The organism is Allorhizobium undicola ORS 992 = ATCC 700741, from assembly GCF_000621665.1.
Lineage (GTDB): Bacteria > Pseudomonadota > Alphaproteobacteria > Rhizobiales > Rhizobiaceae > Allorhizobium > Allorhizobium undicola.
In genome coordinates this window covers 25,417-51,589 of record NZ_JHXQ01000005.1, presented here as the reverse complement: position 1 = coordinate 51,589, position 26,173 = coordinate 25,417, and the positions used below count along the sequence as shown (strand labels likewise).

At 59.5% G+C, this 26,173-nt stretch carries 28 protein-coding genes; 17 read left to right on the top strand and 11 right to left on the bottom strand.

Annotated elements, in window-relative coordinates; all coding sequences use genetic code 11:
- Positions 1 to 71 precede the first annotated feature (71 nt).
- Positions 72 to 677 carry a histidine phosphatase family protein gene (locus T424_RS0107325; RefSeq protein ID WP_027487162.1) on the bottom strand — a complete coding sequence of 202 codons (606 nt, stop codon included), beginning with the start codon at positions 675 to 677 and terminating at the stop codon, positions 72 to 74.
- A 15-nt stretch (positions 678 to 692) separates the two neighbouring features.
- Positions 693 to 1,511 carry an enoyl-ACP reductase FabI gene (gene fabI / locus T424_RS0107320; protein ID WP_027487161.1) on the bottom strand — a complete coding sequence of 273 codons (819 nt, stop codon included), beginning with the start codon at positions 1,509 to 1,511 and terminating at the stop codon, positions 693 to 695.
- A gap of 186 nt (positions 1,512 to 1,697) precedes the next feature.
- Here fabI and T424_RS22465 point away from each other — a divergent pair, with 186 nt between their 5' ends.
- On the top strand, positions 1,698 to 1,925 hold the full coding sequence (locus tag T424_RS22465; RefSeq protein WP_154664830.1) for a hypothetical protein: 228 nt from the start codon (positions 1,698 to 1,700) through the stop codon (positions 1,923 to 1,925).
- Here the strand turns inward: T424_RS22465 and T424_RS0107310 are convergent.
- Both T424_RS0107310 and T424_RS0107305 read right to left on the bottom strand, forming a co-directional pair.
- A complete protein-coding gene (locus T424_RS0107310) occupies positions 1,903 to 3,183 on the bottom strand; it encodes a J domain-containing protein (RefSeq protein WP_027487160.1) in 1,281 nt (426 codons plus the stop codon). The genes T424_RS22465 and T424_RS0107310 overlap by 23 nt on opposite strands.
- Positions 3,184 to 3,502: 319 nt before the next feature.
- A complete protein-coding gene (locus tag T424_RS0107305) occupies positions 3,503 to 3,955 on the bottom strand; it encodes an RT0821/Lpp0805 family surface protein (RefSeq protein ID WP_027487159.1) in 453 nt (150 codons plus the stop codon).
- A 62-nt stretch (positions 3,956 to 4,017) separates the two neighbouring features.
- Between T424_RS0107305 and pdxH the strand changes: the two genes are divergently transcribed.
- Positions 4,018 to 4,638, top strand: coding sequence for a pyridoxamine 5'-phosphate oxidase (gene pdxH / locus T424_RS0107300; protein WP_027487158.1), 621 nt, complete (start codon positions 4,018 to 4,020; stop codon positions 4,636 to 4,638).
- Between the two features lie 27 nt (positions 4,639 to 4,665).
- On the opposite strand, the gene T424_RS0107295 is transcribed toward pdxH, so the two are convergent.
- Positions 4,666 to 5,703 (bottom strand): polysaccharide deacetylase family protein, encoded by a 1,038-nt coding sequence (locus T424_RS0107295; protein ID WP_037066915.1) that lies wholly within the window; start codon positions 5,701 to 5,703, stop codon positions 4,666 to 4,668.
- A gap of 440 nt (positions 5,704 to 6,143) precedes the next feature.
- On the opposite strand from T424_RS0107295, the gene T424_RS0107290 reads away from it, so the two are divergent.
- Positions 6,144 to 7,460, top strand: a complete 1,317-nt coding sequence (locus T424_RS0107290) for a D-alanyl-D-alanine carboxypeptidase (protein WP_245269475.1) — start codon at positions 6,144 to 6,146, stop codon at positions 7,458 to 7,460.
- 523 nt (positions 7,461 to 7,983) lie between these two features.
- Here the strand turns inward: T424_RS0107290 and T424_RS0107285 are convergent.
- The 3 genes from T424_RS0107285 to T424_RS0107275 form a co-directional block, all read right to left on the bottom strand.
- On the bottom strand, positions 7,984 to 8,670 hold the full coding sequence (locus T424_RS0107285) for an HAD family hydrolase (RefSeq protein ID WP_245269473.1): 687 nt from the start codon (positions 8,668 to 8,670) through the stop codon (positions 7,984 to 7,986).
- Entirely contained in the window at positions 8,670 to 10,085 is a 1,416-nt protein-coding gene (tldD, locus tag T424_RS0107280; protein WP_027487154.1) for a metalloprotease TldD, read from the bottom strand. Before tldD ends, T424_RS0107285 begins: the two co-directional genes overlap by 1 nt.
- A gap of 84 nt (positions 10,086 to 10,169) precedes the next feature.
- Complete coding sequence (locus T424_RS0107275) at positions 10,170 to 10,697, bottom strand: invasion associated locus B family protein (RefSeq protein WP_037066989.1); 528 nt, start codon at positions 10,695 to 10,697, stop codon at positions 10,170 to 10,172.
- Positions 10,698 to 11,114: 417 nt separating this feature from the next.
- Between T424_RS0107275 and coxB the strand changes: the two genes are divergently transcribed.
- The 13 genes from coxB to T424_RS0107210 all read left to right on the top strand — a co-directional run bounded on the left by coxB (position 11,115) and on the right by T424_RS0107210 (position 21,649).
- Positions 11,115 to 11,996, top strand: a complete 882-nt coding sequence (gene coxB / locus T424_RS0107270; RefSeq protein WP_027487152.1) for a cytochrome c oxidase subunit II — start codon at positions 11,115 to 11,117, stop codon at positions 11,994 to 11,996.
- Positions 11,997 to 12,009: 13 nt separating this feature from the next.
- Complete coding sequence (gene ctaD / locus T424_RS0107265; RefSeq protein WP_027487151.1) at positions 12,010 to 13,674, top strand: cytochrome c oxidase subunit I; 1,665 nt, start codon at positions 12,010 to 12,012, stop codon at positions 13,672 to 13,674.
- An 87-nt stretch (positions 13,675 to 13,761) separates the two neighbouring features.
- Positions 13,762 to 14,700, top strand: a complete 939-nt coding sequence (gene cyoE, locus T424_RS0107260; RefSeq protein WP_027487150.1) for a heme o synthase — start codon at positions 13,762 to 13,764, stop codon at positions 14,698 to 14,700.
- Positions 14,697 to 14,837 carry a hypothetical protein gene (locus tag T424_RS22845; RefSeq protein ID WP_169737297.1) on the top strand — a complete coding sequence of 47 codons (141 nt, stop codon included), beginning with the start codon at positions 14,697 to 14,699 and terminating at the stop codon, positions 14,835 to 14,837. The genes cyoE and T424_RS22845 overlap by 4 nt, the downstream gene beginning before the upstream one ends.
- Before the next feature lie 79 nt (positions 14,838 to 14,916).
- Positions 14,917 to 15,519 (top strand): cytochrome c oxidase assembly protein, encoded by a 603-nt coding sequence (locus T424_RS0107250; protein WP_027487148.1) that lies wholly within the window; start codon positions 14,917 to 14,919, stop codon positions 15,517 to 15,519.
- Positions 15,520 to 15,571: 52 nt separating this feature from the next.
- Positions 15,572 to 16,450, top strand: a complete 879-nt coding sequence (locus tag T424_RS0107245; RefSeq protein WP_027487147.1) for a cytochrome c oxidase subunit 3 — start codon at positions 15,572 to 15,574, stop codon at positions 16,448 to 16,450.
- Positions 16,451 to 16,658: 208 nt separating this feature from the next.
- Complete coding sequence (locus T424_RS0107240) at positions 16,659 to 17,039, top strand: DUF983 domain-containing protein (protein WP_027487146.1); 381 nt, start codon at positions 16,659 to 16,661, stop codon at positions 17,037 to 17,039.
- Positions 17,040 to 17,045: 6 nt separating this feature from the next.
- A complete protein-coding gene (locus tag T424_RS0107235; protein WP_027487145.1) occupies positions 17,046 to 17,762 on the top strand; it encodes an SURF1 family protein in 717 nt (238 codons plus the stop codon).
- Between the two features lie 87 nt (positions 17,763 to 17,849).
- Positions 17,850 to 18,209 carry a DUF1304 domain-containing protein gene (locus T424_RS0107230; protein ID WP_027487144.1) on the top strand — a complete coding sequence of 120 codons (360 nt, stop codon included), beginning with the start codon at positions 17,850 to 17,852 and terminating at the stop codon, positions 18,207 to 18,209.
- A 3-nt stretch (positions 18,210 to 18,212) separates the two neighbouring features.
- Complete coding sequence (gene ispH / locus T424_RS0107225) at positions 18,213 to 19,217, top strand: 4-hydroxy-3-methylbut-2-enyl diphosphate reductase (RefSeq protein WP_027487143.1); 1,005 nt, start codon at positions 18,213 to 18,215, stop codon at positions 19,215 to 19,217.
- A gap of 458 nt (positions 19,218 to 19,675) precedes the next feature.
- On the top strand, positions 19,676 to 20,641 hold the full coding sequence (locus tag T424_RS0107220) for a homoserine kinase (protein WP_027487142.1): 966 nt from the start codon (positions 19,676 to 19,678) through the stop codon (positions 20,639 to 20,641).
- Entirely contained in the window at positions 20,638 to 21,102 is a 465-nt protein-coding gene (gene rnhA, locus T424_RS0107215; protein ID WP_027487141.1) for a ribonuclease HI, read from the top strand. Before T424_RS0107220 ends, rnhA begins: the two co-directional genes overlap by 4 nt.
- A 238-nt stretch (positions 21,103 to 21,340) precedes the next feature.
- Positions 21,341 to 21,649 carry a Dabb family protein gene (locus tag T424_RS0107210; protein WP_027487140.1) on the top strand — a complete coding sequence of 103 codons (309 nt, stop codon included), beginning with the start codon at positions 21,341 to 21,343 and terminating at the stop codon, positions 21,647 to 21,649.
- A gap of 4 nt (positions 21,650 to 21,653) precedes the next feature.
- Here the strand turns inward: T424_RS0107210 and T424_RS21720 are convergent, their stop codons facing one another.
- From T424_RS21720 to T424_RS0107195, 3 genes are all read right to left on the bottom strand, one after another.
- Positions 21,654 to 23,531 carry an O-linked N-acetylglucosamine transferase, SPINDLY family protein gene (locus tag T424_RS21720; RefSeq protein WP_051558840.1) on the bottom strand — a complete coding sequence of 626 codons (1,878 nt, stop codon included), beginning with the start codon at positions 23,529 to 23,531 and terminating at the stop codon, positions 21,654 to 21,656.
- Positions 23,532 to 23,797: 266 nt separating this feature from the next.
- On the bottom strand, positions 23,798 to 24,283 hold the full coding sequence (locus tag T424_RS0107200) for a peroxiredoxin (protein ID WP_027487139.1): 486 nt from the start codon (positions 24,281 to 24,283) through the stop codon (positions 23,798 to 23,800).
- Between the two features lie 45 nt (positions 24,284 to 24,328).
- Positions 24,329 to 25,066: a protein-disulfide reductase DsbD domain-containing protein gene (locus T424_RS0107195; RefSeq protein WP_210164381.1), complete on the bottom strand. Its 738-nt coding sequence runs from the start codon at positions 25,064 to 25,066 to the stop codon at positions 24,329 to 24,331.
- A gap of 498 nt (positions 25,067 to 25,564) precedes the next feature.
- On the opposite strand from T424_RS0107195, the gene T424_RS0107190 reads away from it, so the two are divergent.
- The gene (locus tag T424_RS0107190) at positions 25,565 to 26,170 is read left to right on the top strand and encodes a YqgE/AlgH family protein (protein ID WP_027487137.1); all 606 of its coding nucleotides are present in this window, start codon (positions 25,565 to 25,567) and stop codon (positions 26,168 to 26,170) included.
- Positions 26,171 to 26,173: the final 3 nt, after the last annotated feature.

Genomic DNA, 26,173 nt, shown 5'->3' with positions numbered 1-26,173 from the left:
GAACCGCTCTAACTATTTGTTTTTACGCATTTTCAGACGGAAAACCGGCTTCCACTTTTCCTGAAAATGCTCTAAAGCCAGTGCAGCTCGCTGGCAGCCGGTTCCTGCTGATTGAAGCGAATGGAAAGAACGCGGTCCTGCGGCACATCCATTGTGCAGGCCTCGTTCGGCGTCAGGCTGCCGAAAAGGCGAAAGAAGCTGCGGATGACGCCGCCATGCGTAACGGCGACCGTAGGCCGCAGCAGTCCGCGCATCCACGCGCCAGTGCGCCATGACAGGATTTCGTAGCTTTCCGCCATCTCTCCCGGCGCGATAAAATCCCATTTGCCGCGGGAGCGCTCCTTGACCCGTTGCGGGAAGAGCTTCTTGAGTTCGGCGGTGGTGTGGCCTTCCCAGTCGCCGAAGCAGATTTCCTTCAGCCTTTCCTCCAGCCCATAGGCCTGCGGGTCCAGCCCCATTTCCGCGCGAATGCGCTCCATGGTTTCGCGGGTGCGGCCAAGAGGGGAGGCGATGAAATCATACTCCCCCGCTCCATCGCCCAGAATATGCGCCAGCAATTGCCCATTGCGCACAGCCTGGCCTTGGCCAGTCGGGTTCAGGGGAATATCTGTCTGCCCCTGAAACCGTCCCTCGACATTCCAGTCCGTCTGTCCGTGGCGTATGATGTAAACCTGCACGGCAGACGAACCCGCTTATTCCTTGACGACGGAAATATCCGGCGCATCGACGGCCTTCATGCCGACGGTGTGATAGCCGCAATCGACATGATGCACTTCACCGGAAACGCCCGTGGACAGGTCCGACAGGAGATAAAGGCCCGATGTGCCGACTTCGTCGATGGTGACATTGCGCTTCAGCGGCGAGTTATACTCGTTCCACTTGAGGATATAGCGAAAATCGCCGATGCCGGAGGCTGCCAGCGTCTTGATCGGGCCGGCAGAGATGGCGTTGACGCGAATGCCACGGCCACCCATATCCACGGCGAGATAGCGCACGCTTGCCTCAAGCGCGGCCTTGGCAACGCCCATGACGTTGTAATGCGGCATGACCTTTTCCGCGCCGTAATAGGTCAGCGTCAGAAGCGAGCCGCCATCGTTGAGCAGCGCTTCGGCCCGCTTGGCAACGGCGGTGAAGGAATAGACCGAAATATCCATGGTGCGGGTGAAATTGTCCCGCGTGGTGTCGAGATAGCGGCCGGTCAACTCGTCCTTGTCGGAAAAGGCGATGGCATGGACCACGAAATCGATCTTGCCCCAATGGTTTTCGACATTGGTGAAAACGGCATCGATGCTTTCCAGATTGGTAACATCGCAATCGCCCGCCATGAAGGCGTTCAATTCCTGTGCCAGCGGCTCCACACGCTTCTTCAGCGCGTCGCCCTGCCAGGTCAGCGCGACTTCCGCGCCCGCGTCACGACATGCCTTGGCAATACCCCATGCGATAGACCGATTATTGGCGACGCCCATGATGATGCCGCGTTTGCCTGCCATGAGGCCCGATGTATGAGCCATTCTCTGCTCCTTGAGACTTTCGATTGAGATTGCCTATGGCATAGCCGCCTCATGGGTTCAAGCTAGGGGTTATCACCAGCTTGATGCGCATGTAACAAATACTGTTAGGCTCGGTAATAAAGGGTGTGAGGCAACAGGCCTGAAATCTCCGTTTTATGCTGGAAAAGCAGGCGGATGCGCGCGAGCATGGACCGCAACTGGCGATCGATCCCGCAATCGGCGATTTTTGGCAAGATTTTGATATTGAACGATGTTTACGTAAATTCGCGTATTAGCGGCACCGGAGCAACGCTTTTGCCCCCGCCGCCCGTCCGCTTTGTGACGATTTTGTCTAACGGATTGTGGATAAACGGCAATCCGGACCGTGCGGGCGTCAGCTGGGAGCAATTCTCTAAAGATAAAGCCCGTGCTTGAGGAGGCGCATCAGGTCGGTGATCTTGTCGTCCGGGCTTTCCTGCAAGCTGATGCGGATATCGACCAGAAGATCGCCGCGGGTGCCGTCGCCGCGCGGCAGGCCAAGTGCTTCCACGCGCAGGGGCTGTTCGGTGCTTGCCCAGGCGGGCACGGTGATCTTTACCGGCCCTTCGGGGCCTTCCACCTCGCATTCGCAGCCAAGAACCGCGTCCTGCAATGCCAGCGGCAGGCTGCATCTGAGGTCGAATCCGTCCACGGCAAGCGGCCCGGATTTCAGTACGCGCAATGTCACCAGCACATCGCCGGGCTGCATGTTGGGCAGTTTCAGGCCCTTGCCGCCAAGCCGCACAAGGCTGCCATCCGTCAGGCCGGCCTCCAGCGGCACGCGCAGTTCGCGTCCATCGCTGAGTTGTACCATTACCGGGTTGTGCTGCAAAAGATCCTGTACCGCGATGGTCGCTTCCACCGTAATATCGGGAGCTTTCTCCTGCACTGGCTGCGGCTTGCGGATGAGCCGCACCAGAGACGTGATGAGCTGGAAGCCCGGCAGCAGAAAACCACGCGAGCCATGGTCGCCATCCGGATGTTTTTCCGGCTCGTCACGGCGCTGGTCGAAAATCTGGGAAAGGGCGTCATCGGTCTCGCTGTCGCCGGGATGGGTGGCATCGGCGCTGGCGGCGGATGGCTTTGCCGCGTCGGGGCGCGCGTCCTGTCTGCCCTGTGTTTCGCGTGCCTGCGCTTCCCTGGCTGTCGTTTCCTTGCCTTGCGGTTCACGGGGCTGGCTTGATTTTGCCTGATTTTCCCGCGTCTGGGCGTCTTTTGCCTGTGTGGCGCGGGCCTGGGCGGCCTCTGCCTTGGCCTGCGCCATTTCGGCCTTGGCCATCAGCGCTTCGGCGGCCTTTTCGGCGCGGGCTTTTTCCGCGTCGATGCGGGCAAGTTCAGCCATCACCCGTTCGGCATTGGCCTTGGCCTGGCGGGCGCGTTCGGCGGCGGCGCGGGCTTCCTCACGCTGCTGCATGATGGTCTGTTCGCGTTTCATGGATTCAACCCTGGCGGCGCGCTGGTCGTAGCGATTGCGCTTTTGCGGATCCTTCAAGACGTCATAGGCCTGTCCCAGTTCGGCAAAGCGTTTTCCCGCGTCGGGATCGTCCTGATTCTGGTCAGGATGGGCGGTTTTTGCCTTGGAACGCCAGGCCGATTTAATTTCGTCCGCATCGGCATCGCGGCGGACGCCGAGAATGGAATAGGGATCGCGCATAGCTCACCAATCAAACGCTGTCCTGAAAAACCTATCGTCCTTTGCCGGTCAGCACCTCGGCTTCCCAAATGGCTTTGTGAATCATTCACGTCATGACGGCGGATAAAGTTCCCGCGCCGGGACTTTCGAACATTAGAAACAGAGTTGCTAATCAGTGGTTACGTCCCAAGCGGCGCAGCTGTCGGGCTTGGTTTATGGTAAACTTTCATTTTCACGGGCTTTACCGGCGTTAACCTGCCGGAGCGTCGAATGAAAACCGGCGTGGTTTTGCAGGCAATATACGGGCGGTCAACCTTGAAAAAAAAAGCCCTAGACGGCTTCAGGATTGCCGGTCGAAATTCAGAAGCTGCCATTGTCCGTCACCGACAAGGCAGGTTCGGCCATAGAATTTGGCAATTCCGTCATAGGCATGGCGGCTGGTGACAAAGGTGCGGCACAGCACGCCATTGCTGTTGTCTTCGGAAATGGATTCGATCACCCCCGCGCTGCCCGTGGAGGCATTGGCCCAGGGCAGGGGGGCTTGTCCCGTTCGCGCCATGTCTGCCGATGAAACGGCATTGCGCACCGTATCCTGATCCGATCGATGCTCCGGCTCGTTATTGGGAATGGTGGCAGTGGAAATGGACCGGTCAACCTTGGCGGAGGAACCCATGTCCATCACGCCGCCGACGCATCCGCTCAGCAGCAGGCTTGCCGCCGCGATGGCGACAAATTGCCGGCGCACCGCTGGGCGTCCCTTTCTGCATCCGACTGGCTTTGCTATGTCTTTCAAGGTCGGTCCTGACATCCATGCGCCACTGGCGGCCTTACCACTTTGGGAGCTTTTAACTTAATATGTCCGAAAATCAGTTAACAAGCGGTGACTTTTCTGAAAACGACGATCCCTTTGGCCTTTTTGCGGCATGGCTGGAGGATGCGACGAAAAGTGAACCGAACGATCCCAATGCGGTCGCTGTCGCAAGCGTTGATGAAACAGGTATGCCCAATGTTCGTATGGTCCTTCTCAAGGAGTTCGATCAGCGCGGATTTGTGTTCTACACCAATTTCGAGAGTCAGAAGGGTAGGGAGATTCTCGGCCAAAGGAAAGCCGCCATGTGCTTTCACTGGAAAACCTTGCGCCGTCAGGTGCGGTTGCGTGGCGAGGTCGAGGTGGTGAGCGACGAGGAGGCCGACGCCTATTATCGCTCCCGCCCGCTTGGCAGCCGCATTGGCGCCTGGGCCTCGCGGCAATCGCGTCCGCTGGAAAGCCGCTTTGCGCTGGAAAAGGCGGTGGCCGAATATACGGCCCGCTTCGCACTGGGCGATGTGCCGCGCCCGCCGCATTGGTCGGGCTTCAGGCTGCGGCCGGTCAGCATCGAATTCTGGCACGACCGCAAGTTCCGCCTGCATGATCGCATCGTCTTTTCCCGTGCCACGCCGGAAGAGGGCTGGAGCAAGGAACGGCTTTATCCCTGACGGAGCCCCTGCAACGCGCCGTCGGGCTTACTGTCTCAGCCGCCGCGCCACAGAAAAAACAATGCCGGAGGCCAGCGCCGAAACGTGATCCGGGTGCTGGAAAAAGCCGTTCAGCGAAATGCGCGGCAGTTGCAGCAGGTTTTGGCCATGGTCCGGCGCAAGCGTGCCGGGCCTTGTGGTGACGGCGAGGCGAAACCCCGCCTGGGCTGTGAGACGCGCAATGCGCGCGTCCACGCTGCGGGCATCGCCATAGGGATAGGCGAAGCTCAAGGGCCGTGTGCCGGTAATGGCTTCGAGATAATCGGCCGAGGCCGTCAACTCGCGCAGCACGCTTGCGTCATCGAGAAAGGCAAGCCCCCTGTGGCTCACGCCATGGGCGCCAAGGCTTGCCAGCGGATGGCGGCCAAGGGTGCCCAGTTCCCCTGCGGTCATGATCGCGTCATCCACCAGTTGGCGCGGATCGATGCCATGCGCACGGGCTGCATGGTTCAATGCCTCGATACGCTCTGCCTCGCCGGGCTGGCAGATTTTGCCGGCAATCACTGCAAACGCACGGGCTTTCTCGGTGATGGTGACTGTCTGGAAGGCGCAGCGCTTTCCCTCCAGCACAAGTTCGAGCTTTTCGGCGCGGCTGAGCAGAACCGCCAGGGTTTCCCACCACATGCCATGGCTTCGCTCGCTCAGGCCCTTGCAGGCAAATACGGTAAAAGGTGCTTCAAACCGCTCGAACACCGGCACCGCCAGCGCATGATTGTTGCGATAGCCATCATCCAGCGTGAAGGCGGCAAAGGGCTTTGCCCCGGCCGGTTCTGCGAGCAATTGCGGCACCTCGTCCAGCGCCACGAAGCGGTAGCCGTCATGGCGCAGCCTTTCGAGCGCAAGGCCAAGAAAATCCGGCGTGATTTCCAGATGGCGATTGGGATCGAAATCGCGCCGCAGATAAGGACGCACCTGATGCAGTGTGAAGATCGCGCCACGGCCACGCGCGCCTGCCATCACCTTCATGCGCTGCATGAGCGCGCTTGCGCGAAGTGCGGCGGCAATCGCCCTGTGTTTCAACCCCATCTCTTCCCCCGTATGCCAGCGCCTGCTGCATGATTTTACCTTAACGCGATTCCGATTTAAGGAATCATGCAGGAAGACGCTTCAGCTTGTGTAAACCGCACCAACTGCATCGCAACCCGTTAAAGTTGCAGTATAATTTTCATATTAAGGTGGCTTTGGCTGAAGGATTGATGCCATTGCGAGAGTCATGCCCTTTTCACCCGCCCTAGGCGAGTGAGGGTTAAGTCCGCCCTGACAGTTTCGTGAAGAGGGCCGCGAAAGGGCAAAATCCACAGCTCTGCCACAATTGAGCAACCTTTCGTTAATGATATTGGGCAAGATGAAGGCATTGAACGATTATTGCCCCATTTTGAAGCTATTCACCCGACGCGCCCGCGCCGGGTTGGGGATGTTTCGAGGTCAGTCAGTTGAAATTGCGTAAGATTCCGTTTGGAAGCCGAGTGAACAGGATTTTGGTGTCCATGGCCTGCTTCATGGCCGTCAGCGTGGCATCCACCCAGGCCCTTGCCGGAAGCGCCCAGCTTCTGCTCGATGCCCGCACCGGCCGTGTCATTGCATCGGAAAATCCGGATGCCCCCAATCATCCGGCGTCGCTGACCAAGATGATGACGCTTTACCTGACCTTCGATGCGCTGCGGCGCGGAAAGCTGAGTTGGGACACGCCCGTCGAGTTTTCGAAATATGCCTCCGGCCGCCCGCCAACCAAGCTCAGGGTGAAGGCAGGTGATTCGATTACCGTCCGCGAGGCGGTTCTGGGCATGATCGTGCTCTCCGCCAACGACGCGGCCACGGCCATGGCCGAAAAGATCGGCGGGACGGAAGAGAATTTCGCAGGCATGATGACCGCCAAGGCCCGCCAGCTCGGAATGCCGAACACCACATTCGTCAATGCGTCCGGTCTGCCGGATGACCGTCAGATCACCACCGCCCGCGACATGTCGGCACTGGGCGTGGCGCTGCTGCGCGATTTTCCCAAGGAATATCAGCTGTTTTCCACGCGCAGCTTCGCCTTTCGCGGTCGCACCATCAATGGCCACAACAATCTGATGTATCGCTACAAGGGCATGGACGGCATCAAGACCGGCTATACCAATGCCTCCGGTTATAATCTCGTCAGTGCCGTGGCCGATGGCAATCGTCGCGTAGTGGGCGTGGTTATGGGCGGACGCAGCGGCGCAAGCCGTGACAACATCATGGCGCAGCTGATTACGCGCAATATCGGCAAGGCCGCCAATGGCAATGCGCTGATCGCCAGTGCAGTGCCGAGCACGCCTGTTCTGACGGCCCAGACGACGGGCTCCATTCCCACGCCCGTGGACCGTGAACGCACCATTACCCTTGAGGATGTGATCGCTTCCGCGCCCACGCCTGCTGCGCCTGTGCCGGGTTCGCGCTATGGTTCGGCCTATGTCGAGGGGGCGGCAAGCAGTGCGGCAGCCGCCACGGAAATGATGGTATCCGGCGCAAGGCCCCGACCGATGAAACCCATTCCGCTTCGCCGCGACGGCACATGGCAGATCCAGATTGCCGCCGCCGCCAGCGCCGAAGAAGCCATGAGCCTGTTGCAAACCGTGCGCGACAAGATCGGTGGCCCGTTGATCGACCGCGACATTTATACAGAGGCTGTCACCCATGATGGCGCCACCACCTATCGCGCCCGCTTCACCGGCTTCCCCTCCAAGGACGACGCCCAGAGCGCCTGTGACCGCCTTGTGAAAAGCAGCTATGATTGCGTGCTGATGCCAGCCCGAAGCTGAGCCATTCATGCCTTTCGGCAAGTTTTGAGCGGGCTTTTAAAGCACGTTGCGGCTTATCAGCCTCCGCAGGACACGACGCTACGGTTTTGCGTGTGGCTTACCCTCCTCTGTCCTGCCGGACATCTCCCCCTCAAGGGGGGAGATCGGCAAGATCAAGGCCTGCCTACATTCCTGAAAAAGGCCGTCATCACAAATATTCATTGAAGAATGACGCCTTTACAGCATTGCAATCTCCCCCCTTGAGGGGGAGATGCCTGGCAAGGCAGAGGGGGGTAGGCCACCCGACATTCCTCAGCGTCGTATACTGTGATCAGCCTCAAGCAACGTGCTTTAAGGTCTTGTTTGAAAGCATGTCGTCATCGCAAGACCGTTTCACACTTTTCCTGAAAATGCTCTAGAGGCCCGTTTTGCTATGTCATTCCCTTGAACGCCACCGCAATCTGCCGGAAAACCGATCTAAAGTCAAGAACGTAAAGTGAACAAAATTGATGCGCAGCGAAACAACAATCATCGCTGATGCAGCCTAACTGTGGCTTTCAGTGATGGAAAACATGTCGCAGCAGGCGTGAAGGTCGTCGATGACCGCTGTGCAGAGTGCGGAAATTTCCGCAGTGGGCGCCATCAGGTCCGGCACCATCACCGCCATCATGCCGGCCCCGGCGGCCGAGCGTATGCCGTTATGCGAATCCTCCAGCGCCAGACAGTCGGCCGGATCGACGCCAAGCCGGGCGGCTGCCGTGAGATAGGGATCGGGGGCGGGCTTGCCATGGGCATAATCGCCCTGGGCGATCACGGCATCAAAACGCGGCAAAAGGTTGAAGCCTTCCAGATGATGGCGCACCTGAAAATGCGCCGAAGAGGTACAGATCGCCCGCGGGATGGCGTGCCTGTCCAGCACGTCGAGGAGGTCGGTCACGCCCTTTTTGAGCCTCAGCTCTTTTTCGATCAGGGCATCGAAATGCGAAAGCCAGACAATGCGAAAGGCGTCGGCGTCGAAGTCTTCGCCGTAATGCTCCTTCAACAACAGGGCGATGCCCGGCCAAGGCCGTCCCAACATGCCCTCGTAAATGCTGGCGCCGACCGCAAGACCTGCCTGTTCACCGGCCGAAACCATGGATTTTCGATAGAGGATCTCGCTGTCCAGGATCAGCCCGTCCATGTCGAAAATCACGGCTTTGGGCGGGCGGGGCAGGGCAAGCGACATAGCCATCAGGCCCGCGTGCCGCCGACGGTGATTTCGTTCATGCGCAGATGCGGCTGGCCCACGCCCACCGGCACCCATTGGCCCGCCTTGCCGCAATTGCCGATGCCGGTATCGAGCTTCGAATCATTGCCGATCATGGTGATGCGTTTCATCGCTTCCGGCCCGTTGCCGATCAGCATGGCGCCCTTGACGGGTGCGCCGATGCGGCCATCCTCGATCATATAGGCCTCGGTGCAACCGAACACGAATTTTCCGGAGGTGATGTCCACCTGGCCGCCGCCGAAGGAGACGGCATAGATGCCCTTTTTGACCGAGGCGATGATTTCTTCCGGCGTCTTGTCGCCGGAGAGCATGTAGGTATTGGTCATGCGCGGCATGGGCTGGCAGGCATAGCTCTGGCGGCGGCCATTGCCGGTGGGCGCCATGCCCATCAGCCGGGCATTCTGCCGGTCCTGCATATAGCCCACCAGACGGCCGTTTTCGATCAATACGTTATAGGCGGAAGGCGTGCCTTCGTCATCCACGGTGATCGAGCCACGGCGATTGCCGATCGTGCCGTCATCCACCACCGTCACGCCGGGGGCGGCGACCATTTCGCCCATCAGGCCAGCAAAAGCGGAGGTTTTCTTGCGGTTGAAGTCGCCCTCCAGGCCGTGCCCCACCGCCTCATGCAGCATAACGCCCGGCCAGCCATTGCCCAGCACCACATCCATGCTGCCTGCCGGGGCTTCGACCGCCTCGAGATTGACCAGCGCCTGACGAAGTGCGTCGTCGGCACCCTTGCGCCAGCTATCCTCGTTGAGAAAATCGGCAAAGGACATGCGCCCGCCAAAGCCGAAACTTCCGCTTTCCTGCCGGTCGCCGTGACCGGCCACGACGGAGAGGCTGATGCGCGTCATCGGCCGCACGTCGCGCACCGGATGGCCGTCGGCGCGCAGGATTTCCACCACCTGCCAGCTTGCCGCAATCGCCGCGCTGACCTGACGCACCTTGGGGTCCTTGTCGCGCAGATAGGCGTCGATTTCGGCGAGCAGACGCGCCTTTTCCTCGAAGCTCGGGCTGCCAATCGGGTTTTCGTCGCCATACCGCCGCTCATTGGTGCCCTTGGGCGCGGCGGCGTAAGTGCCGCCATAACCTCGCGTGACGGTGGAAACGGCTTCCGCCGCCCGTGAAAGGGCGGCAGCCGAAAGCTCGCCCGAATGGGCATAGCCCACCTGTTCGCCGGCGACGGCGCGCAGACCAAAGCCCTGATCGGTGTTGAAACTGCCGCCCTTCAGGCGGCCATTGTCGAAGGAAAGCGTTTCCGCCTGGGCATGTTCGATGAAGAGTTCGCCATCATCGGCGCCAGAAAGCGCCTGTGCCACCGCCTGCTCCAGGGCGCGTTCGTCACAATCGAAAAGGCTGAGGAGATCGGTGGTCATGGTGGCATCCTTCATCCAGAAACAGCTCCCCATGTAATCGGGCGGCAGGGCCAAGACAAGGGAAACACGCTCAGGCAAACGCGCTCAGGGCAGCGCGTCATAGCCCTCGCCAAAGCCCTTCAGCTCCACCGGAATGCCCACGCGGTCCTGATCGGAGGATTCGCGCACCGCAAACACGGCATTCTTGCCGGAGCGCAGGATCTTCATGAGATTGTCGTCGATCTCGACCTCCACATAGCAGCCCTCGGCAAAGCAGCGGGTGAAATAGGCGCGCCCGACATTGTTGTTATCGACGAAAAGCTCCATCCCGTCCTTCAAAAGCACGCCGAGCGGCGCCAGAATGCGCAAGACGCGGGCCTTGCGGTCCGCCGTTTTCAATACCACGACGGAAAGGCCGACCTCCGGCCGGTCTTCGGCAATCACGTTCTGCATCAGGGCGCATTGTTCCTGCGAGGTGCCTGCGGGCGTATCGCAGATGATGGACCAGGCGCCGTGATTGGAACGAACCGTTCCTGCCTGCTGTTGTTGGGCAAGAGCCGTCGAGGCGGTCATTGCCGCAAACGACAGACCTGCCATCACCATGCCAGCGCGCAACAGAATTCGGAACACCATGAAACCCTCTGGGATACAATCTGGAATGCGAATCAGCCGGTTCATTGTCAGCCCTGCGGAAGCTGGAGAAAAGCCTCCACGACCTGCTTGTCCTGCCATGAAGGCCGCCTTGCAACAGGCCCTTAAAGCAAAATGACGGCATGACAAGACCGGCCATGCAATCATCCCTCTTTTTCAGCGGAGTAAGGCATAATTGGGACTCCCTGAATTTCATGGGTTTTCGGCAGGCACACCTGAAAAAATCCACAGGGATTTGACGATGTGCAAAATGCCGCACGAAGGATGGGGAAGGCGTTATTGCGAAGAGGGCAAAATTGTGATTTTAAATTAGCATCATATCAGTGATTGTGCGCTTTCCATTGATATGGATCAAGCGCGGGAGGAGAGGCAATCGTGATAGAAAGTTTGACGCGAACAATGACCCGATGGATGACCACAGCGGCGCTCTGTCTTTTCGCGGCGACCGGCGCCCTTGCCGATCAGCCCGCGGAATGGCAGATCGACCTTCAGCCCCACGCCACGCCGGTGATGGAGCAGATCCGCTGGTTCAACCACTATACGCTTTGGTTCATCGTTCCCATTACCCTGTTCGTCCTGGCGCTGCTGGTGGTTGTCGTTATGCGTTTTCGCGCAGGCGCCAATCCCGTGCCGTCGCGCACAAGCCATAATACCGCGATCGAAGTGGTCTGGACCGTGGGGCCGGTCCTGGTGCTGTTCTTCATCGCCATTCCGTCCTTCAACCTGCTCACTTATGAGTTGTCGGTGCCGGACAAGCCGGACATCACCGTGAAGGCCACGGCAACCCAGTGGCAGTGGAACTACGAATATCCCGCCGCCGCCCAGCCGGTCGCCTTCGACAGCTATCTGCTGAAGGATCAGGACCGGGCAAGTGCCGGCAAGGAAGATCACAAGATCTATCCGCGTCTTCTGGCCGTGGACAATGAAATGGTCATTCCCGTGGGCAAGACGGTGCGGCTGCTCGTGACCGCCGCGCCCACCGATGTTATCCACTCTTTCGCCATGCCGTCCTTCGGCGTCAAGATCGACGCCGTTCCGGGCCGCCTGAACGAAACCTGGTTCCGGGCCGATCGCGAGGGCCTGTTCTATGGTCAGTGCTCCGAGCTTTGCGGCAAGGATCATGCCTTCATGCCCATTGCCATCCGCGTCGTCTCCGATGAGCGCTACAATCAGTGGCTGACGGCGGCCGCATCCGATCTGGGTGCCGCCAACAAGGCGCTGATGGCGGCGGTGGACGTGCCGGTAAAGCGGGCTCAGCTCGCTGAAAACCTGACGAAGTGAGGGAGCGAGAACAATGGCTGGACCTGTAACAGATACCCATGGGGCTCACGCTCATCATGACCACAAGCCGGGCTTCGTGGCTCGCTGGTTCTTTTCCACGAACCACAAGGACATCGGCACGCTCTACCTGATCTTCGCAATCATCGCAGGCATTATCGGCGGCGCGCTGTCGGTGGCCATGCGCATGGAATTGCAGGAGCCGGGCATCCAGATTTTCCACGGCCTGGCGGCCATGGTCTATGGTTTCGAGGGCGATGCCGCCATCGATGGCGGCAAGCACATGTATAATGTGTTCACCACCGCCCACGCGCTGATCATGATCTTCTTCATGGTCATGCCCGCCTTGATCGGCGGCTTCGCGAACTGGATGATCCCGATCATGATCGGGGCGCCGGACATGGCCTTTCCGCGGCTCAACAACATTTCCTTCTGGCTGATCGTCCCGGCCTTCCTGCTGCTCATCCTCTCCATGTTCGTGGAAGGTCCGGCAGGCGCCTATGGTGTCGGGGGCGGCTGGACCATGTATCCGCCGCTTTCCACTTCGGGCCAGCCGGGTCCGGCGGTGGATCTGGCGATCTTCGCGCTGCATGTGTCGGGTGCCTCGTCCATTCTGGGCGCCATCAACTTCATCACCACCATTCTCAACATGCGCGCTCCGGGCATGACGCTGCACAAGATGCCGCTTTTTGCCTGGGCCGTGCTGGTGACAGCCTTCCTGCTGCTGCTGTCGCTGCCGGTTCTGGCGGGGGGCATCACCATGCTGTTGACGGACCGCAACTTCGGCACCACCTTCTTCGCGCCCGAAGGCGGCGGCGATCCGATCCTCTACCAGCATCTGTTCTGGTTCTTCGGTCATCCGGAAGTCTATATCCTGATCCTGCCCGGCTTCGGCATTGTCAGCCACATCGTCTCCACCTTCTCGAAAAAGCCGGTCTTCGGCTATCTCGGCATGGCCTATGCCATGGTCGCCATCGGCGCGGTGGGTTTCGTGGTCTGGGCGCATCACATGTATACGGTCGGTCTGTCGCTGGCGGCGCAGCGCTATTTCGTGTTCGCCACCATGGTCATTGCCGTGCCGACGGGCGTGAAGATCTTCTCGTGGATCGCCACCATGTGGGGCGGCTCGCTCAGCTTCCGCACGCCCATGGTCTGGGCCATCGGCTTCATCTTCCTGTTCACGGTGGGCGGTGTCACCGGCGTGCAGCTGGCCAATGCCGGTCTCGACCGTTCGCTGCACGATACCTATTATGTGGTCGCGCATTTCCACTATGTGCTTTCGCTGGGCGCGGTCTTCGCCATTTTCGCGGGCTGGTATTACTGGTTCCCGAAAATGTCGGGCTACATGTATAACGAGTTCATCGGAAAGCTGCATTTCTGGGTGATGTTCATTGGCGTGAACATGGTGTTCTTCCCGCAGCACTTCCTCGGGCTTGCGGGGATGCCGCGCCGCTACATCGACTATCCGGATGCCTTCGTGGACTGGAACCGCATTTCCTCCTACGGCTCCTATATCTCGGCCGTGGCGGTGCTGATCTTCCTGTTCGGCGTGTTCGAAGCCTTTGCCCGCAAGCGGGTGGCAGGCGACAATCCCTGGGGCGAAGGCGCAACCACGCTGGAATGGCAGCTTTCCTCGCCGCCGCCCTACCACCAGTGGGAACAGCTCCCGCGGATCAAGTAATTCCATCCGGTGCCGCAGCCCCGCTGCGGCACCGGCAACAAAACAGAAAGCGGTTGGATCGAAGGCCGTTTTCAGCAGGATCAGGCAATGGCAGTCATCGACAACAGCGAAACCATCGGCAGCCTTTCGGAGGCAGGAGCAGGCGATTTCTTCGCGCTTCTCAAGCCGCGCGTCATGTCGCTGGTGGTTTTCACCGCCTTTGCCGGTCTGGTTCTGGCGCCCGGCCATGTCAATCCGGTTCTGGCCATCATTGCCATTCTGTGCATTGCCGTGGGGGCAGGCGCATCCGGGGCGCTGAACATGTGGTATGATGCCGATATAGATGCGGTGATGACGCGCACGGCGCGCCGCCCCATTCCCGCAGGCCGCGTGCAGCCGCAGGAGGCGCTGGCCTTCGGTGTAACGCTTTCGGTGTTTTCGGTCGCCATTCTCGGCCTCACGGTCAACTGGTTTTCAGCCGCCTTCCTCGCCTTCACCATTTTCTTCTATGCCGTGGTCTACACCATGTGGCTGAAGCGCTCGACGCCGCAGAACATCGTGATCGGCGGGGCTTCGGGTGCCTTTCCGCCCATGATCGGCTGGGCCTGTGTCACCGGCGGCGTCTCGCTGGACAGCATCATCCTGTTCCTCATCATCTTCCTGTGGACGCCCGCGCATTTCTGGGCGCTGGCCCTGTTCAAGATGAAGGATTACGGCGCCGTCGGCGTGCCGATGATGCCGAATGTGGCGGGTGCTGCCTCCACCAAGCGGCAGATTTTTCTTTATGCGGTGCTGACGGCATTTGCTGCGGTCGCGCCCGCCTTCACCGGCCTTGCCTCTTTCGGCTATGGCATTGCATCGGGTATTTTGAGCGCGATTTTCGTGGCCTATGCCGTGCTGGTGCTGAAGATGCCGGAAAGCGATGAGCGCATGGCGCCGGCCCGCAAGCTGTTTGCCTATTCGATCTTCTATCTCTTCGCGATTTTTTCGGCACTGATGGTCGATCGTTTCGCCGGGGCGATCTCTGCCGGGCTGGGGCTGGCATGATGGAAACGATCAAGCCGACGGAAGCGCAGAAGAAGTCGCGGCGCAGTCGCAACATTGCCCTTGGGCTGGTGCTGGCCGGGCTGGTCGTGCTGTTTTATATCATGACGCTGGTGAAGATCAGCGGCATGGGACAATGAGGTGATGGAAGAGCCGGGATGGCGCTGAACACAGCGAGAGCGTGAAGACCGGCAAGGCCGGAACCCGAGGGAGGACACCATGGCGGTGACGGGAGGAGAGAACCGGAAGACGAAAGACAGGACGGTGGCCCTGGCCTGTCTTGCCTTTGTCGGTGCGGCTGTGGGCATGAGTTTTGCCGCCGTTCCCTTTTACCGGCTCTATTGCCAGCTCACCGGTTATAACGGCACGACGCAGCGCGTGGAGCAGGCCTCAAGCGTCATTCTCGACCGCAAGGTCAATGTTACCTTCGACGCCAATGTGTCCAGCGGTTTGAACTGGGATTTCAAGCCGATGCAGCCTTCCATCAGTCCGCGCATCGGTGAGACGGTGGAGGTCAAATATACCGCGACCAACCGCTCGCCCTATCCGGTCAAGGGGCAGGCGGTGTTCAACGTCACGCCCATGGAGGCGGCCGTCTATTTCAACAAGATCGAGTGCTTCTGCTTTACCGAGACGGAGCTGAAGCCCGGCGAGACGCTGGAAATGCCGGTGGTTTTCTACGTCGATCCTGAAATTGCCGGGCACACGGAAACAAAGAATATCGGGACGATCACCTTGTCCTATACCTTCTACCCGCATGGCGGGGAAAAGCCGGTTGCGGGCCTGCCGGAGGAAGCAGGCCAGACGAAGCCGAAATTGTGAGCATGGTCCGGCGCGCCGGACTCCGGAGAGGTTTAATTGGGGAATTGCTGACATGGCAGATGCGCATCAGAAACAACATGATTATCACATCATAGACCCCAGCCCCTGGCCGCTCCTGGCCTCCATTGGCGCTTTCGTCATCACCTTCGGCGGCGTCGGCTACATGCGTTACCTGCATGGCGGTTCGTTCAAGCTGTTCGGCATGGAACTGGCGCATCCGTGGCTGTTTTTCATCGGGCTGGCCATCATTCTCTTCACCATGTTCGGCTGGTGGGCAGATACCATCAAGGAAGCGCATGAGGGGGCGCATACGCGGGTGGTTTCGCTGCATCTGCGCTATGGCATGATCATGTTCATCGCCTCGGAGGTGATGTTCTTCGTGGCATGGTTCTGGGCCTTTTTCGATGCCAGCCTTTTCCCGCATGAAGCCATTCAGGCCTCGCGCGTGCTGTTCACCGGCGGACAATGGCCGCCAAAGGGCGTGGAGGTGCTGGATCCCTGGCATCTGCCGATCTACAACACGGTTGTTCTTCTGCTGTCCGGCACCTGCGTGACCTGGGCGCATCATTCGCTGCTGCATAACGACCGCCGTGGTTTGATTGCCGGGCTCTCGCTGACGGTGGCGCTTGGCGTGCTGTTTTCCTTCGTGCAGGCCTATGAATATGCCCATGCGCCTTTCGAATTCAAAAATTCGATTTACGGCGCCACCTTCTTCATGGCCACCGGCTTTCACGGTTTCCACGTGATCGTCGGCACGATTTTCCTGCTTGTCTGTCTGTTCCGGGCGCTGAAGGGCGATTTCACACCCAAGCAGCATTTCGGCTTCGAGGCGGCGGCCTGGTACTGGCATTTCGTGGACGTTGTCTGGCTGTTCCTGTTCTTCTCCATCTATATCTGGGGCGGCTGGGGCGCACCGCTGGCGATGGAATAAGCGCCAGGGTTCCCGGCGGGCTTTGCCGGGATGAACAATGCGGCCCTCCGGCGTTTTCCGGGGGGTACTTTTATGAAGGGAAAACGCCCTGCTGCATAATTCTTTAAATCGGAATCGATTTAAGGAATTATGCAGCAGTTTTAGAGTGTTACAGCGATCTTTGTCCGTTTGATAAAACGCACGGCGCTGTAGCGTGAAGAGGAGCCCGATGAGCCCTGACACCCTCTATCCGCCCGTCGAACCGCAAAGGGTGGCGCTTTCGGCCTGCTGCCCGCGTTGCGGGCGTGGCAGGCTGTTCAAAGGCCTGAGCGAGTTGAAGCCCGCCTGCACGGTGTGCGGCCTCGATTACCAGACCGTCGATCCTGGTGATGGCGCGCCGATCTTCGTCATTCTGATTGCCGATTTCCTGGTTGTGGGGCTGGCACTTTATACGGAGATTACCTGGTCGCCCGGACTTTGGGTGCATTTCCTGATTTTCGGGCCCCTGGCGATCATTCTCTCGCTCTGGCTGCTCAGGTCCATCAAGGCGCTGTTGATCGCCCTGCAATATCGCAACAACGCCCGCCCCGGCACGATCGACCGTGGTTGAACGCGGATGAGCCGGTTCAAACTTGCGCTTTCGCTGCTGCTGACGCTTGCCGCCTTTGCACTGCTGATCGGGCTTGGCACCTGGCAGATGCAGCGTCTGGCCTGGAAGGAAGCGCTGCTTTCCGAAATCGATGCCCGCCGCAGCCAGCCGCCGGAAAGCGTGGATGAGGTTGCCGCAGACCTGCGGACGGGGAGGGATGTGGATTACAAGGCCATGTCTGCCACGGGCCGTTTCCAGCATTCGAAGGAGCGGCATTTTCTGGCAACGCGCGACGGGCAGCCCGGCTTTTACGTTTTTACGCCGCTGCAACTGGCTGACGGGCATTTTCTTTTCGTCAATCGCGGCTTTGTCCCGGCGGATAACAAGGATCCGGCAAGCCGCAAGGCCGGGCTGGTGGAGGGCGAGCAGACGATAACCGGCCTCGCACGCATGAAGCTTGTGGCCAAGCCCTCGTCACTGGTGCCGGAGAATGATCCGACGCATAATATCTTTTACTGGAAAGATCTCGATGCCATGACGGCCAGCACCGGGCTGGACGGGCAGGCCGTGCTTCCCTTCTTTCTGGATGCCGGGCCAGCGCCGGTTCCGGGAGGATTGCCGATTGGCGGGGTAACGCAGATCGATCTTCCCAACAATCATCTGCAATATGCGCTGACCTGGTATGGTCTGGCGGTTGTACTTGCGGTTATCGCGGGGCTTTCCTTTTTGCGCAGAAAAGGGTGAACTCCCTTCCATCGCACGAGGCGGGGGCGTTTCGGCGGTATCAATGCCGGGCAATGTCCTGTTCCGGCGCAATGTCTGGGGAGACATATGGTTGCAAATCTGCTTGTGGTGCTGGTGGCGCTGGAACATGTCTATATTCTGGTGCTGGAAATGTTTTTATGGACGCGGCCGGTCGGCAGGCGCGCTTTCCGCATGAGCCTGGAGCGCGCGCAGATCACCAGGGTGATGGCGGCCAATCAGGGCCTTTATAACGGGTTTCTGGCGGCCGGGTTGTTCTGGTCGGTTTTGCATCCCGATCCGGTCTTTGCCTATCAGCTCAAATTGTTTTTTCTTGGCGCTGTGGTGGTGGCTGGCCTATATGGGGGCAAGACGGTTTCGCGGCGCATCCTGTTCATTCAGGCGGCGCCAGCGGCCATTGCCCTTTTCAGCGTGCTTCTGACAGGATGAAACATGGATAGCCTGGCCACCAAGAAACCCCTGACAATCCGGCTGTGCGGGCCGCGCGGCTTTTGCGCGGGGGTGGACCGGGCCATTCAGATTGTCGTGCTGGCGCTCAAATCCTATGGGGCGCCGGTCTATGTACGCCATGAAATCGTGCATAACCGCTATGTGGTGGAAGGGCTTCAGGCCAAGGGCGCGATTTTCGTGGAAGAACTCGATGAAATCCCGCCGGAACATCGTCACCAGCCGGTGGTGTTTTCTGCACATGGCGTGCCGAAATCCGTTCCGGAAGATGCCAGAAATCGCAATCTCTTTTATCTCGATGCCACCTGTCCGCTGGTTTCCAAAGTTCATAAGCAGGCCATGCGCCATCAGCGTCTTGGCCGCCACGTCATTCTCATCGGCCATGCGGGCCACCCGGAAGTCATCGGCACCATGGGACAATTGCCGCCCGGCAGTGTTTCGCTGGTGGAAACGGTGGAGGATGCCGCGCTCTATCAGCCGGAAGATCCGGACAATCTCGGCTTTGTCACCCAGACGACGCTTTCCGTGGACGATACCGCGGGCGTGATCGAAAAGCTTAAGGAGCGCTTTCCCAATCTCCAGTCTCCCGCCGCAGACAGCATCTGCTATGCCACCACCAACCGGCAGGAAGCGGTAAAACAGGCCGCGCCCGGCTGCGATCTTTTCGTAACGGTGGGTGCGCCGAACTCGTCCAACTCGAAACGCCTCGTGGAGGTGGCGCTGAAGGCCGGCGCGCGCCGCTCCATTCTGGTGCAGCGCGCTTCGGAGCTGAACTGGGACGAGATCGGCCCCATCCGCACGCTTGGCCTCTCGGCCGGGGCATCGGCACCTGAGGTCGTGGTCAACGAAATCATCGAAGCCTTCAAGGACCGCTTCGAGACGACCATCGAACTGGCCGAATTCACCATCGAAAACGAAAACTTTCTCGTCAATCGCGAGCTGCGAGACATCGAACTCACCCACCAAGACATGGCATTCGTGAATGGGTGAGGAGCGACGGCGAAGCCGGAAAAACGTGTCCGCGAATCGTTTTTAGCGACGAACGCGCCTCAAGCCCAAAGCGAAGGGCCGGGTCTTTAGGCATCGATTCCAGCGGATCGGCACTTCAATCTTCTCTTGTCGCATGATCTTATCGATCCTCGTTTCACTCCGGTCGGATCATGCTTTAGCCAGGAGCGACGGCGAAGCCTTAAAAAACGTGTCCGCGAATCGTTTTTAGCGACGAACGCGCCTCAACCCAGAACGACGCTCCAAGGTGAATAAACTGTGCCTGCCGCCATTCAGGGCTGGCACTGACGGTTCTGTCGCTATATCCCTTGGGGCCAACGGGATGTCTCGCAATTGGAAATGGCGGCGGGACATAGTCCAGGGCATTCAAAAGGCGGCATCTTCGCACAGGGACGGTTGAGGGTTCCGGGCGGGGAAGCACAGCAGGCGGGCGCGCAGCAGTGGCAGTATATACCGACATCAACGAAGTGGATCTCAAGGCTTTTCTGGCCGAATATCACACGGGCAGCCTGCTTTCCTTCAAGGGTATTGCCGAGGGCGTGGAAAATTCAAACTTCCTGCTGCATACCACCGAAGGCGCACTGATCCTGACGCTTTATGAAAAGCGGGTTGATAAGGGCGATCTGCCGTTCTTTCTGGGGCTGATGCATCATCTGGCCGATCGCGGCCTGAACTGCCCACTGCCTTTGCCACGGCGCGATGGCGCGCTTCTGGGCGAGCTTTCCGGGCGCCCGGCGGCGTTGATTTCCTTTCTGGAAGGCATGTGGCTGCGCAAGCCGGAGCCTGTGCATTGCGCGGCGGTGGGCAAGGCGCTGGCCGATATGCACCTGAAATCCGAAGGTTTTGCCTTGAAGCGTGCCAATGCGCTCTCGGTCGCTGGCTGGCAGGAGCTTTGGGCAAAGTCGCAAGACCGGGCCGACGAGGTACAGGCCGGGCTTGGGGAAGAGATTGACGGCGAACTGGCTTTTCTTTCGCAAAACTGGCCGCAGGATCTGACATCCGGCGTGATCCATGCCGATCTTTTCCCCGACAATGTCTTTTTCATCGGCAACACGTTGTCGGGGCTGATCGACTTCTATTTCGCCTGCAACGACTTTCTGGCCTACGATCTTGCCATCTGCCTCAACGCCTGGTGCTTCGAAAAAGACGGCAGCTACAACATCACCAAGGGCAAGGCGATGATCGAGGGCTATCTTGGCACACGTGCGCTCTCGGCGCAGGAAATCGCGGCGCTGCCGCTTCTGTGCCGTGGTTCGGCGTTGCGCTTCTTCCTGACGCGGCTTTACGATTGGCTGATGACGCCCGCCGGCGCGCTTGTGGTGAAGAAGGATCCGCTGGAATATCTGCGCAAGCTGCGCTTCCATCAGGCGGTCGCCACCGCTGCCGATTACGGATTGCAGGCATGAAACATATCGATATTTTTACCGACGGCGCCTGCTCGGGCAATCCGGGACCGGGCGGCTGGGGCGCCATTCTGCGCTATGGTGAAAGCGAAAAGGAACTGTTTGGCGGCGAGGCGGACACCACCAATAATCGCATGGAGCTTATGGCTGCCATTCAGGCGCTGAGCGCGCTGAAAGAGGCCTGCGAGGTCGATCTTTACACCGATAGCGCCTATGTGAAGGATGGAATCAGCAAATGGATTTTCGGCTGGAAAAAAAACGGCTGGAAAACCGCCGATAAAAAGCCGGTGAAAAATGCCGAACTGTGGCAGCAGCTCGAAGAAGCGCGCAACAGGCACAAGGTAACGCTGCATTGGGTCAAAGGTCACGCCGGACACCCCGAAAACGAGCGGGCCGACGAACTGGCCCGGCGCGGAATGGAGCCCTTCAAGAAGGGCGGCACGGGCAAAGGAATTTCGGTTTAGAGCATTTTCAGAAAGAGTGGAAACCGGCTTTCCGTCCGAAAATGCGCAAAACAAAAGCTTACTGCATAATTCCTTAAATCGGAATCGATTTAAGGTGAAAATTATGCAGCAGCTTTAGAGTGTTACAGCGTCCTTTGTGCGTTTGATAAAACGCACGGCGCTGTAGAGCGGCGGGAGCGAAGACAAGCAGGCTTCCTGTCGAACATTCCACCGCTCAGCTTGAGGTAAAGGAGCAGGCATGATCCTCCACACCGTTCTCATTCGCTTCAAGGCGAGCATGGCCGAGGCCGACAAGCAGGCGCTTTACGATGCCGTGTGCGGCTTGCAGGCCGATATACCGGGAATGGAACAGGTTTGGGCTGGCCCGAATATTTCCAGCGAGGGGCTGGATGGCGGGTTTCGCGATGGCTTTGTCGTGCGCTTTGCCGATCGTAGCGCCCGCGATAGCTTTCTCAAACATCCTGATTATCTGGTGATCGGCGACAGCATCGTCGCGGCCACGGATGGCGGGCTTTCCGGCGTTCTGTTGTTTGAGCTGGACGTGTAATATTTCAAACCGTCAATGCTTGGGCCCATTCGGCAGCATCTGCCTCAATGGCGAGCAGCGCCTTTTCAAAATTCCGGGTAAAGCGGGAGGTATCGAAAAGGGGGGCTGTTTGGCGCGCCGCGTAAAGATGATGGCGCAGGCGGGAAAGGCGGTTCCCGTCCTGCGCCAATTCGGCCGCAAGGCGGCCAAACGCTTGTAAATCCTCGGCAACCAGCTCTCGCAGGCCCACGGCGTTCAGCAGGCTTTCGCAAACCCGGCTGGCAAAGCTGCTGCCTTTGAACGTTACCACCGGCACCCCCGCCCAAAGCGCATCCGCCGTGGTGGTGTGGCCGTTATAGGGCGATGTATCCAAGGCAAGATCGGCATGGCAAAGCCGCTGCAAATGCGCATCCATCGGCAGCTTCGGTGCAAAGATCAGCCTTGCAGGGTCAATGCCCCGCTCCGTTGCGGCCCGGCGCAGATTGTTTTTGGCCGTGTCCACCATGTCGATCAGCCAGAGAACCGATCCCGGCACGGCCTCAAGCGCAGACATCCAGGCATCGAACACCTCCGGCCGGATCTTGACCGCCTGGTTGAACGAGCAGAACACGAAGCCTTCTTCCGGCAGGCCAAAGGCGCTGCGTGATCCTTCGCGTAAAACCGGCAGGCGGCGGCTGTCATTGCATTGATAGCTGTCGGGCAGGGTAAACAGTGTCTCCGCATAGAAGGGACGGGCGCTGTCGGGCGTGACGATGGCGTCTGTAATGGCGTAATCAATGCCCACACCGGCCACACTACCGGGAAAACCGAGATATGTGACCTGAATGGGGACAGGGCGGCGGGCAAAAATGCCCAGGCGATGATCCCGCGTGAAGCCTTTGAGATCGACGAGAATGTCGAGATCGAGCGCGGCAATCATGCGGGCGGCGTCGTCGTCGCCAAGGGCAAGAATATCGACATAATGGTCGATGGCGTCGAGAAAACGCTGGCGCAAGGCCCCCTTCCGCAGCGGGGCCGGGGTGTGACAGATGCCGAAAATCTCGAAACGCTCGCGGTCATGAGCTTCCAGCACGCCGGCAAACAGCGCAAGGGTGGCATGGTCGCAGTAATCCGCCGAGACATAGCCAATGCGCAGGCGGGATGAAGACCGGCCGCGATAGGGGCGGCGCGGTGCGGCCCGCCCGATACGCTGCCTGGCGGTGTTGATGGCGCTCAGCACGTGATATGCCTCATCCCCGCTCCATTGCAGGGAGCGAAAGACGTTTTCGCGAATGTCGAGAGTCTCGCCATCGGCGGCGTAGGCCGCTTCCAGCCTGGCCTGCAATTGCCGCACCAGAGGAAAATCGCAGAGATTGATGGCGCACCAGAAATATTCCGTCAGCGCCAGCCTGTCGCCGGGCCTTGCGGCATGGGCGGCGGCAAGCAGCGGCAGGGCGGCTGTGTGATCGCCGGTGCCCAGAAATATGATGCCGGCATTCAGCCAGTTGTCGAAATCCCGGCCAAGTACGGCAAGTTTCAGCGCATGGGGGCGGGCGGCGTGATAATCCTCGGCTTCGCGATAGAGGCTGCACAGCGTGTGAAGGGCATCCAGATCCTCCGGATTTGCCTGAAGAAGATTCGAGAGGACGGGAATGGCTAGCTGCGGTTTGCCAGCCTCCACGTAATGGGCAACAGCCCTGAACCCCAATTGGCGGCTGAGCGCGGGCGCTTTGGCCATGGCGAAAACAAAGAGCGGTGCCGCTTCAAGCCGGGCGCCCATGGCCTCATGCGCGGAGGCTGCAACGATATAGGCCTCAGCCTCCGTGCTGCCAGCTGCAATGGCCTGATTGGCAAGAGCGAGCGCCTGCTGGTGGGCGCCGCGCAGAAATTCCTGCTTTGCCGTCTGGATAAGCGCCGTTGCCAAAACCAACCATCTCCCTCTGGCAGTATGCGGGGGGTAACACCAATGCCCTTTCGGGGGATGGTTCTCCGCGCTGCGCAAGAGAGGGTTAGGCCGACAGGCTTGCTCCAACCTGTCGGACCGGTTTGCAATCCAGCTCGGTCGCAAGACCGGGCTCTACAGCGCCGTGCGTTTTATCAAACGCACGAAGGACGCTGTAACACTTTAAATCTGCTGCATAATTTTCACCTTAAATCGATTCCGATTTAAGGAATTATGCAGTAGGCGTGTCAGAGATGCGCCAGCATGGCTTCCGCCGAGGAAACGGTTGCCTGGCCAGGGTTTTCCTCGATGTTGAGGGCCTTGACCACGCCGTCTTCCACCAGCATGGAATAGCGCTTGGAGCGCACGCCGAGGCCGCCTGCCGTCAAATCGATGTCGAGGCCGATCGCCTTGCTGAAGCCGGCATCCCAATCGGCAAGGAAATGAATCTTGCCTGCGCCACCGCTGGCCTGCGCCCAGGCGCCCATCACATGCCAGTCATTGACGGCCAGCACGGCAATGGCATCCACGCCCTTTGCCAGCAAGGCATCGCGATGCTCAAGATAGCCGGGCAGGTGGTTCAGCGTGCAGGTGGGAGTGAAGGCGCCCGGCACGGCAAAAAGCACAACACGCTTTCCCTTGAACAGGCTCTCGGTGGTAATTTCCACCGGGCCATCAGGCGTCTTTTCCTTGAAAACCGCCGAGGGCAGGCGCTCGCCGACTGCTATGGTCATGATGATGATCTCCTTGATGAAATTGCGGCTGCGTTGCCGCAACCGTCAAGGCTGCACTATAGGCGGCGCCGGATCGAAAACAAGCGGGGCCTCCATGGCGCGGTGATTGCCGGCCAGCACCAGAAGCCGCCAGGTTTTTCCCCAAGGCGCATAATTGCGCGGCAGCTTGCCAAGCGCGATGCGCAGCGACATATGCCGATCGTCCCCGTCCAGCCGCTGATAATCCATGAAAAGGTGCCCTTCCGGGCCAGTCAGCAGAATGCGCGGCTGCTGTTTGGATCCTGCCGGGACGGTCAGATTGACATCGAGGCTCGAAAGATCGCCCGCCATTCGAAAGCCTGTCACCCTGAAATCCTCCGATGGGGCGGCGGGCAGACGCGCCATGGCCTTTTCCACCGCCTTGATTTCGGAGGGATCTCTGACCTCCTTTTCGCTCAAAGCCACGGTCAACTCGGCCTGAAAAGGAATGCAGATGTTGCGGCACATGCCGATGAAGACCGTGGCGGTGAAGTTTGCAAGGCCGCTTTCCGGCTTGATGGTGAAGGGCAGCGTGACCGGCATGTCATAGCCGACATCGCGCACCGTGCCGATTTCCATGCGCTTTGGCACGGGAAAGGAAAGCTCCGAAAGGCTGGCGCTTTGCCCGGCGGGCTGGGTGAGGGAAGGGGGAATGCCCGCATCGCCCGGTTCGCGCCAATAGGTGAACCAGCCGGAATTGGGCTCGATCTGCAAGGCCGCCTGCCGGGTGCCATCGGCATTCGCCGCCAGCACGATCAGACGCATCCGCCCGCCTTCGCTGCTGGCCCAGTCGGAACTGGCCGCAAAAGCCTGCGTGCCATGTGTAAGAAGCGTGCAATGTGTAAGAAGGATGAGGCAGAAAAATGCGAAGCGATACATAAGCTGTTCAACCGAATGCTGGGACAGGCGCAACACCTTGAGACTTTGTGGATGCATAAACCAATCACAGATTGATTTACGGATCCTGTTGAGCTTTCGCGGATCGAATGTCACAATCACCCGGCCTGCGCAATGTTGCCGGTATAGAGGGCACCACACGGGCAAGCCAATCACGCTTTCGCAGGTGTCATCATTTTAGGTTGATTGAGGGGCGGGTGTGCCCCACATTGGACATAGCATGTCGCGCAAACCCGCATGTCGTTGCCAAAAGTGCCAAGCGGTTTTGCGACAACGACAGGCGCCTGAATGAATGAATGAGGCCGCTGCCTTGCAGGTGCAGCGGCATTTCCGCCTCTTACCGTCCGCCGTGAACGGAGTTGCAGAATGGCATTTTCAACCCTCAAGTCTGGCCGTGAACGTGGATTTCTCGACGGTCAATTCCTCATTGCCATGCCGCATATGGCCGATTCCCGGTTTGCCCGGTCTGTCGTTTATATCTGCGCGCATTCCGGGGAAGGTGCGATGGGTTTCATCATCAACCGCGCGCAGCCGGTAAAATTTGCCGATGTGCTGCTGCATCTGGAGATGATCGACCAGAACGACGCCATCATGCTGCCCACGGAAACCCGCGAATTTCCGGTGCAATGCGGCGGGCCGTTGGAACCCGGCCGTGGCTTCGTGCTGCATTCGGACGATTATCTGAGTTCAGGTTCCATTCCGGTCAGCGACGACATCTGCCTCACCTCCACGCTCGACATTGTGCGCGCCATTTTCAAGGGCAGCGGCCCGCGCCGCGCCACCATGCTGATGGGCTATGCCGGCTGGGGTCCGGGGCAGCTGGAAGCGGAAATCGCCAGAAATGACTGGCTCAATTGCCCGGCCCTTGAAGACCTGATCTTCGAGGGCGCGCTGGATGGCAAATATGAACGCACGCTGGCCAGCCTGGGCATAAGCTGCGCCACGCTCTCTGCCGAAGCGGGCCATGCGTGACCA

What these genes read in the sequence shown, in the direction of transcription:
- T424_RS0107285 (WP_245269473.1), bottom strand. Translation starts at nt 8,670, where the DNA reads ATGGCTATGTCGCTTGCCCTGCCCCGCCCGCCCAAAGCCGTGATTTTC.
- T424_RS0107235 (WP_027487145.1), top strand. Translation starts at nt 17,046, where the DNA reads ATGAGCCGGTTCAAACTTGCGCTTTCGCTGCTGCTGACGCTTGCCGCC.
- T424_RS0107190 (WP_027487137.1), top strand. Translation starts at nt 25,565, where the DNA reads ATGGCATTTTCAACCCTCAAGTCTGGCCGTGAACGTGGATTTCTCGAC.
- ispH (WP_027487143.1), top strand. Translation starts at nt 18,213, where the DNA reads ATGGATAGCCTGGCCACCAAGAAACCCCTGACAATCCGGCTGTGCGGG.
- rnhA (WP_027487141.1), top strand. Translation starts at nt 20,638, where the DNA reads ATGAAACATATCGATATTTTTACCGACGGCGCCTGCTCGGGCAATCCG.
- T424_RS22845 (WP_169737297.1), top strand. Translation starts at nt 14,697, where the DNA reads ATGATGGAAACGATCAAGCCGACGGAAGCGCAGAAGAAGTCGCGGCGC.
- T424_RS0107275 (WP_037066989.1), bottom strand. Translation starts at nt 10,697, where the DNA reads ATGGTGTTCCGAATTCTGTTGCGCGCTGGCATGGTGATGGCAGGTCTG.
- coxB (WP_027487152.1), top strand. Translation starts at nt 11,115, where the DNA reads ATGACCCGATGGATGACCACAGCGGCGCTCTGTCTTTTCGCGGCGACC.
- cyoE (WP_027487150.1), top strand. Translation starts at nt 13,762, where the DNA reads ATGGCAGTCATCGACAACAGCGAAACCATCGGCAGCCTTTCGGAGGCA.
- fabI (WP_027487161.1), bottom strand. Translation starts at nt 1,511, where the DNA reads ATGGCTCATACATCGGGCCTCATGGCAGGCAAACGCGGCATCATCATG.
- T424_RS0107195 (WP_210164381.1), bottom strand. Translation starts at nt 25,066, where the DNA reads ATGCGTCTGATCGTGCTGGCGGCGAATGCCGATGGCACCCGGCAGGCG.
- ctaD (WP_027487151.1), top strand. Translation starts at nt 12,010, where the DNA reads ATGGCTGGACCTGTAACAGATACCCATGGGGCTCACGCTCATCATGAC.
- T424_RS0107310 (WP_027487160.1), bottom strand. Translation starts at nt 3,183, where the DNA reads ATGCGCGATCCCTATTCCATTCTCGGCGTCCGCCGCGATGCCGATGCG.
- T424_RS0107230 (WP_027487144.1), top strand. Translation starts at nt 17,850, where the DNA reads ATGGTTGCAAATCTGCTTGTGGTGCTGGTGGCGCTGGAACATGTCTAT.
- T424_RS0107250 (WP_027487148.1), top strand. Translation starts at nt 14,917, where the DNA reads ATGGCGGTGACGGGAGGAGAGAACCGGAAGACGAAAGACAGGACGGTG.
- pdxH (WP_027487158.1), top strand. Translation starts at nt 4,018, where the DNA reads ATGTCCGAAAATCAGTTAACAAGCGGTGACTTTTCTGAAAACGACGAT.
- T424_RS0107200 (WP_027487139.1), bottom strand. Translation starts at nt 24,283, where the DNA reads ATGACCATAGCAGTCGGCGAGCGCCTGCCCTCGGCGGTTTTCAAGGAA.
- tldD (WP_027487154.1), bottom strand. Translation starts at nt 10,085, where the DNA reads ATGACCACCGATCTCCTCAGCCTTTTCGATTGTGACGAACGCGCCCTG.
- T424_RS0107295 (WP_037066915.1), bottom strand. Translation starts at nt 5,703, where the DNA reads ATGGGGTTGAAACACAGGGCGATTGCCGCCGCACTTCGCGCAAGCGCG.
- T424_RS0107245 (WP_027487147.1), top strand. Translation starts at nt 15,572, where the DNA reads ATGGCAGATGCGCATCAGAAACAACATGATTATCACATCATAGACCCC.
- T424_RS0107240 (WP_027487146.1), top strand. Translation starts at nt 16,659, where the DNA reads ATGAGCCCTGACACCCTCTATCCGCCCGTCGAACCGCAAAGGGTGGCG.
- T424_RS22465 (WP_154664830.1), top strand. Translation starts at nt 1,698, where the DNA reads ATGGACCGCAACTGGCGATCGATCCCGCAATCGGCGATTTTTGGCAAG.
- T424_RS0107210 (WP_027487140.1), top strand. Translation starts at nt 21,341, where the DNA reads ATGATCCTCCACACCGTTCTCATTCGCTTCAAGGCGAGCATGGCCGAG.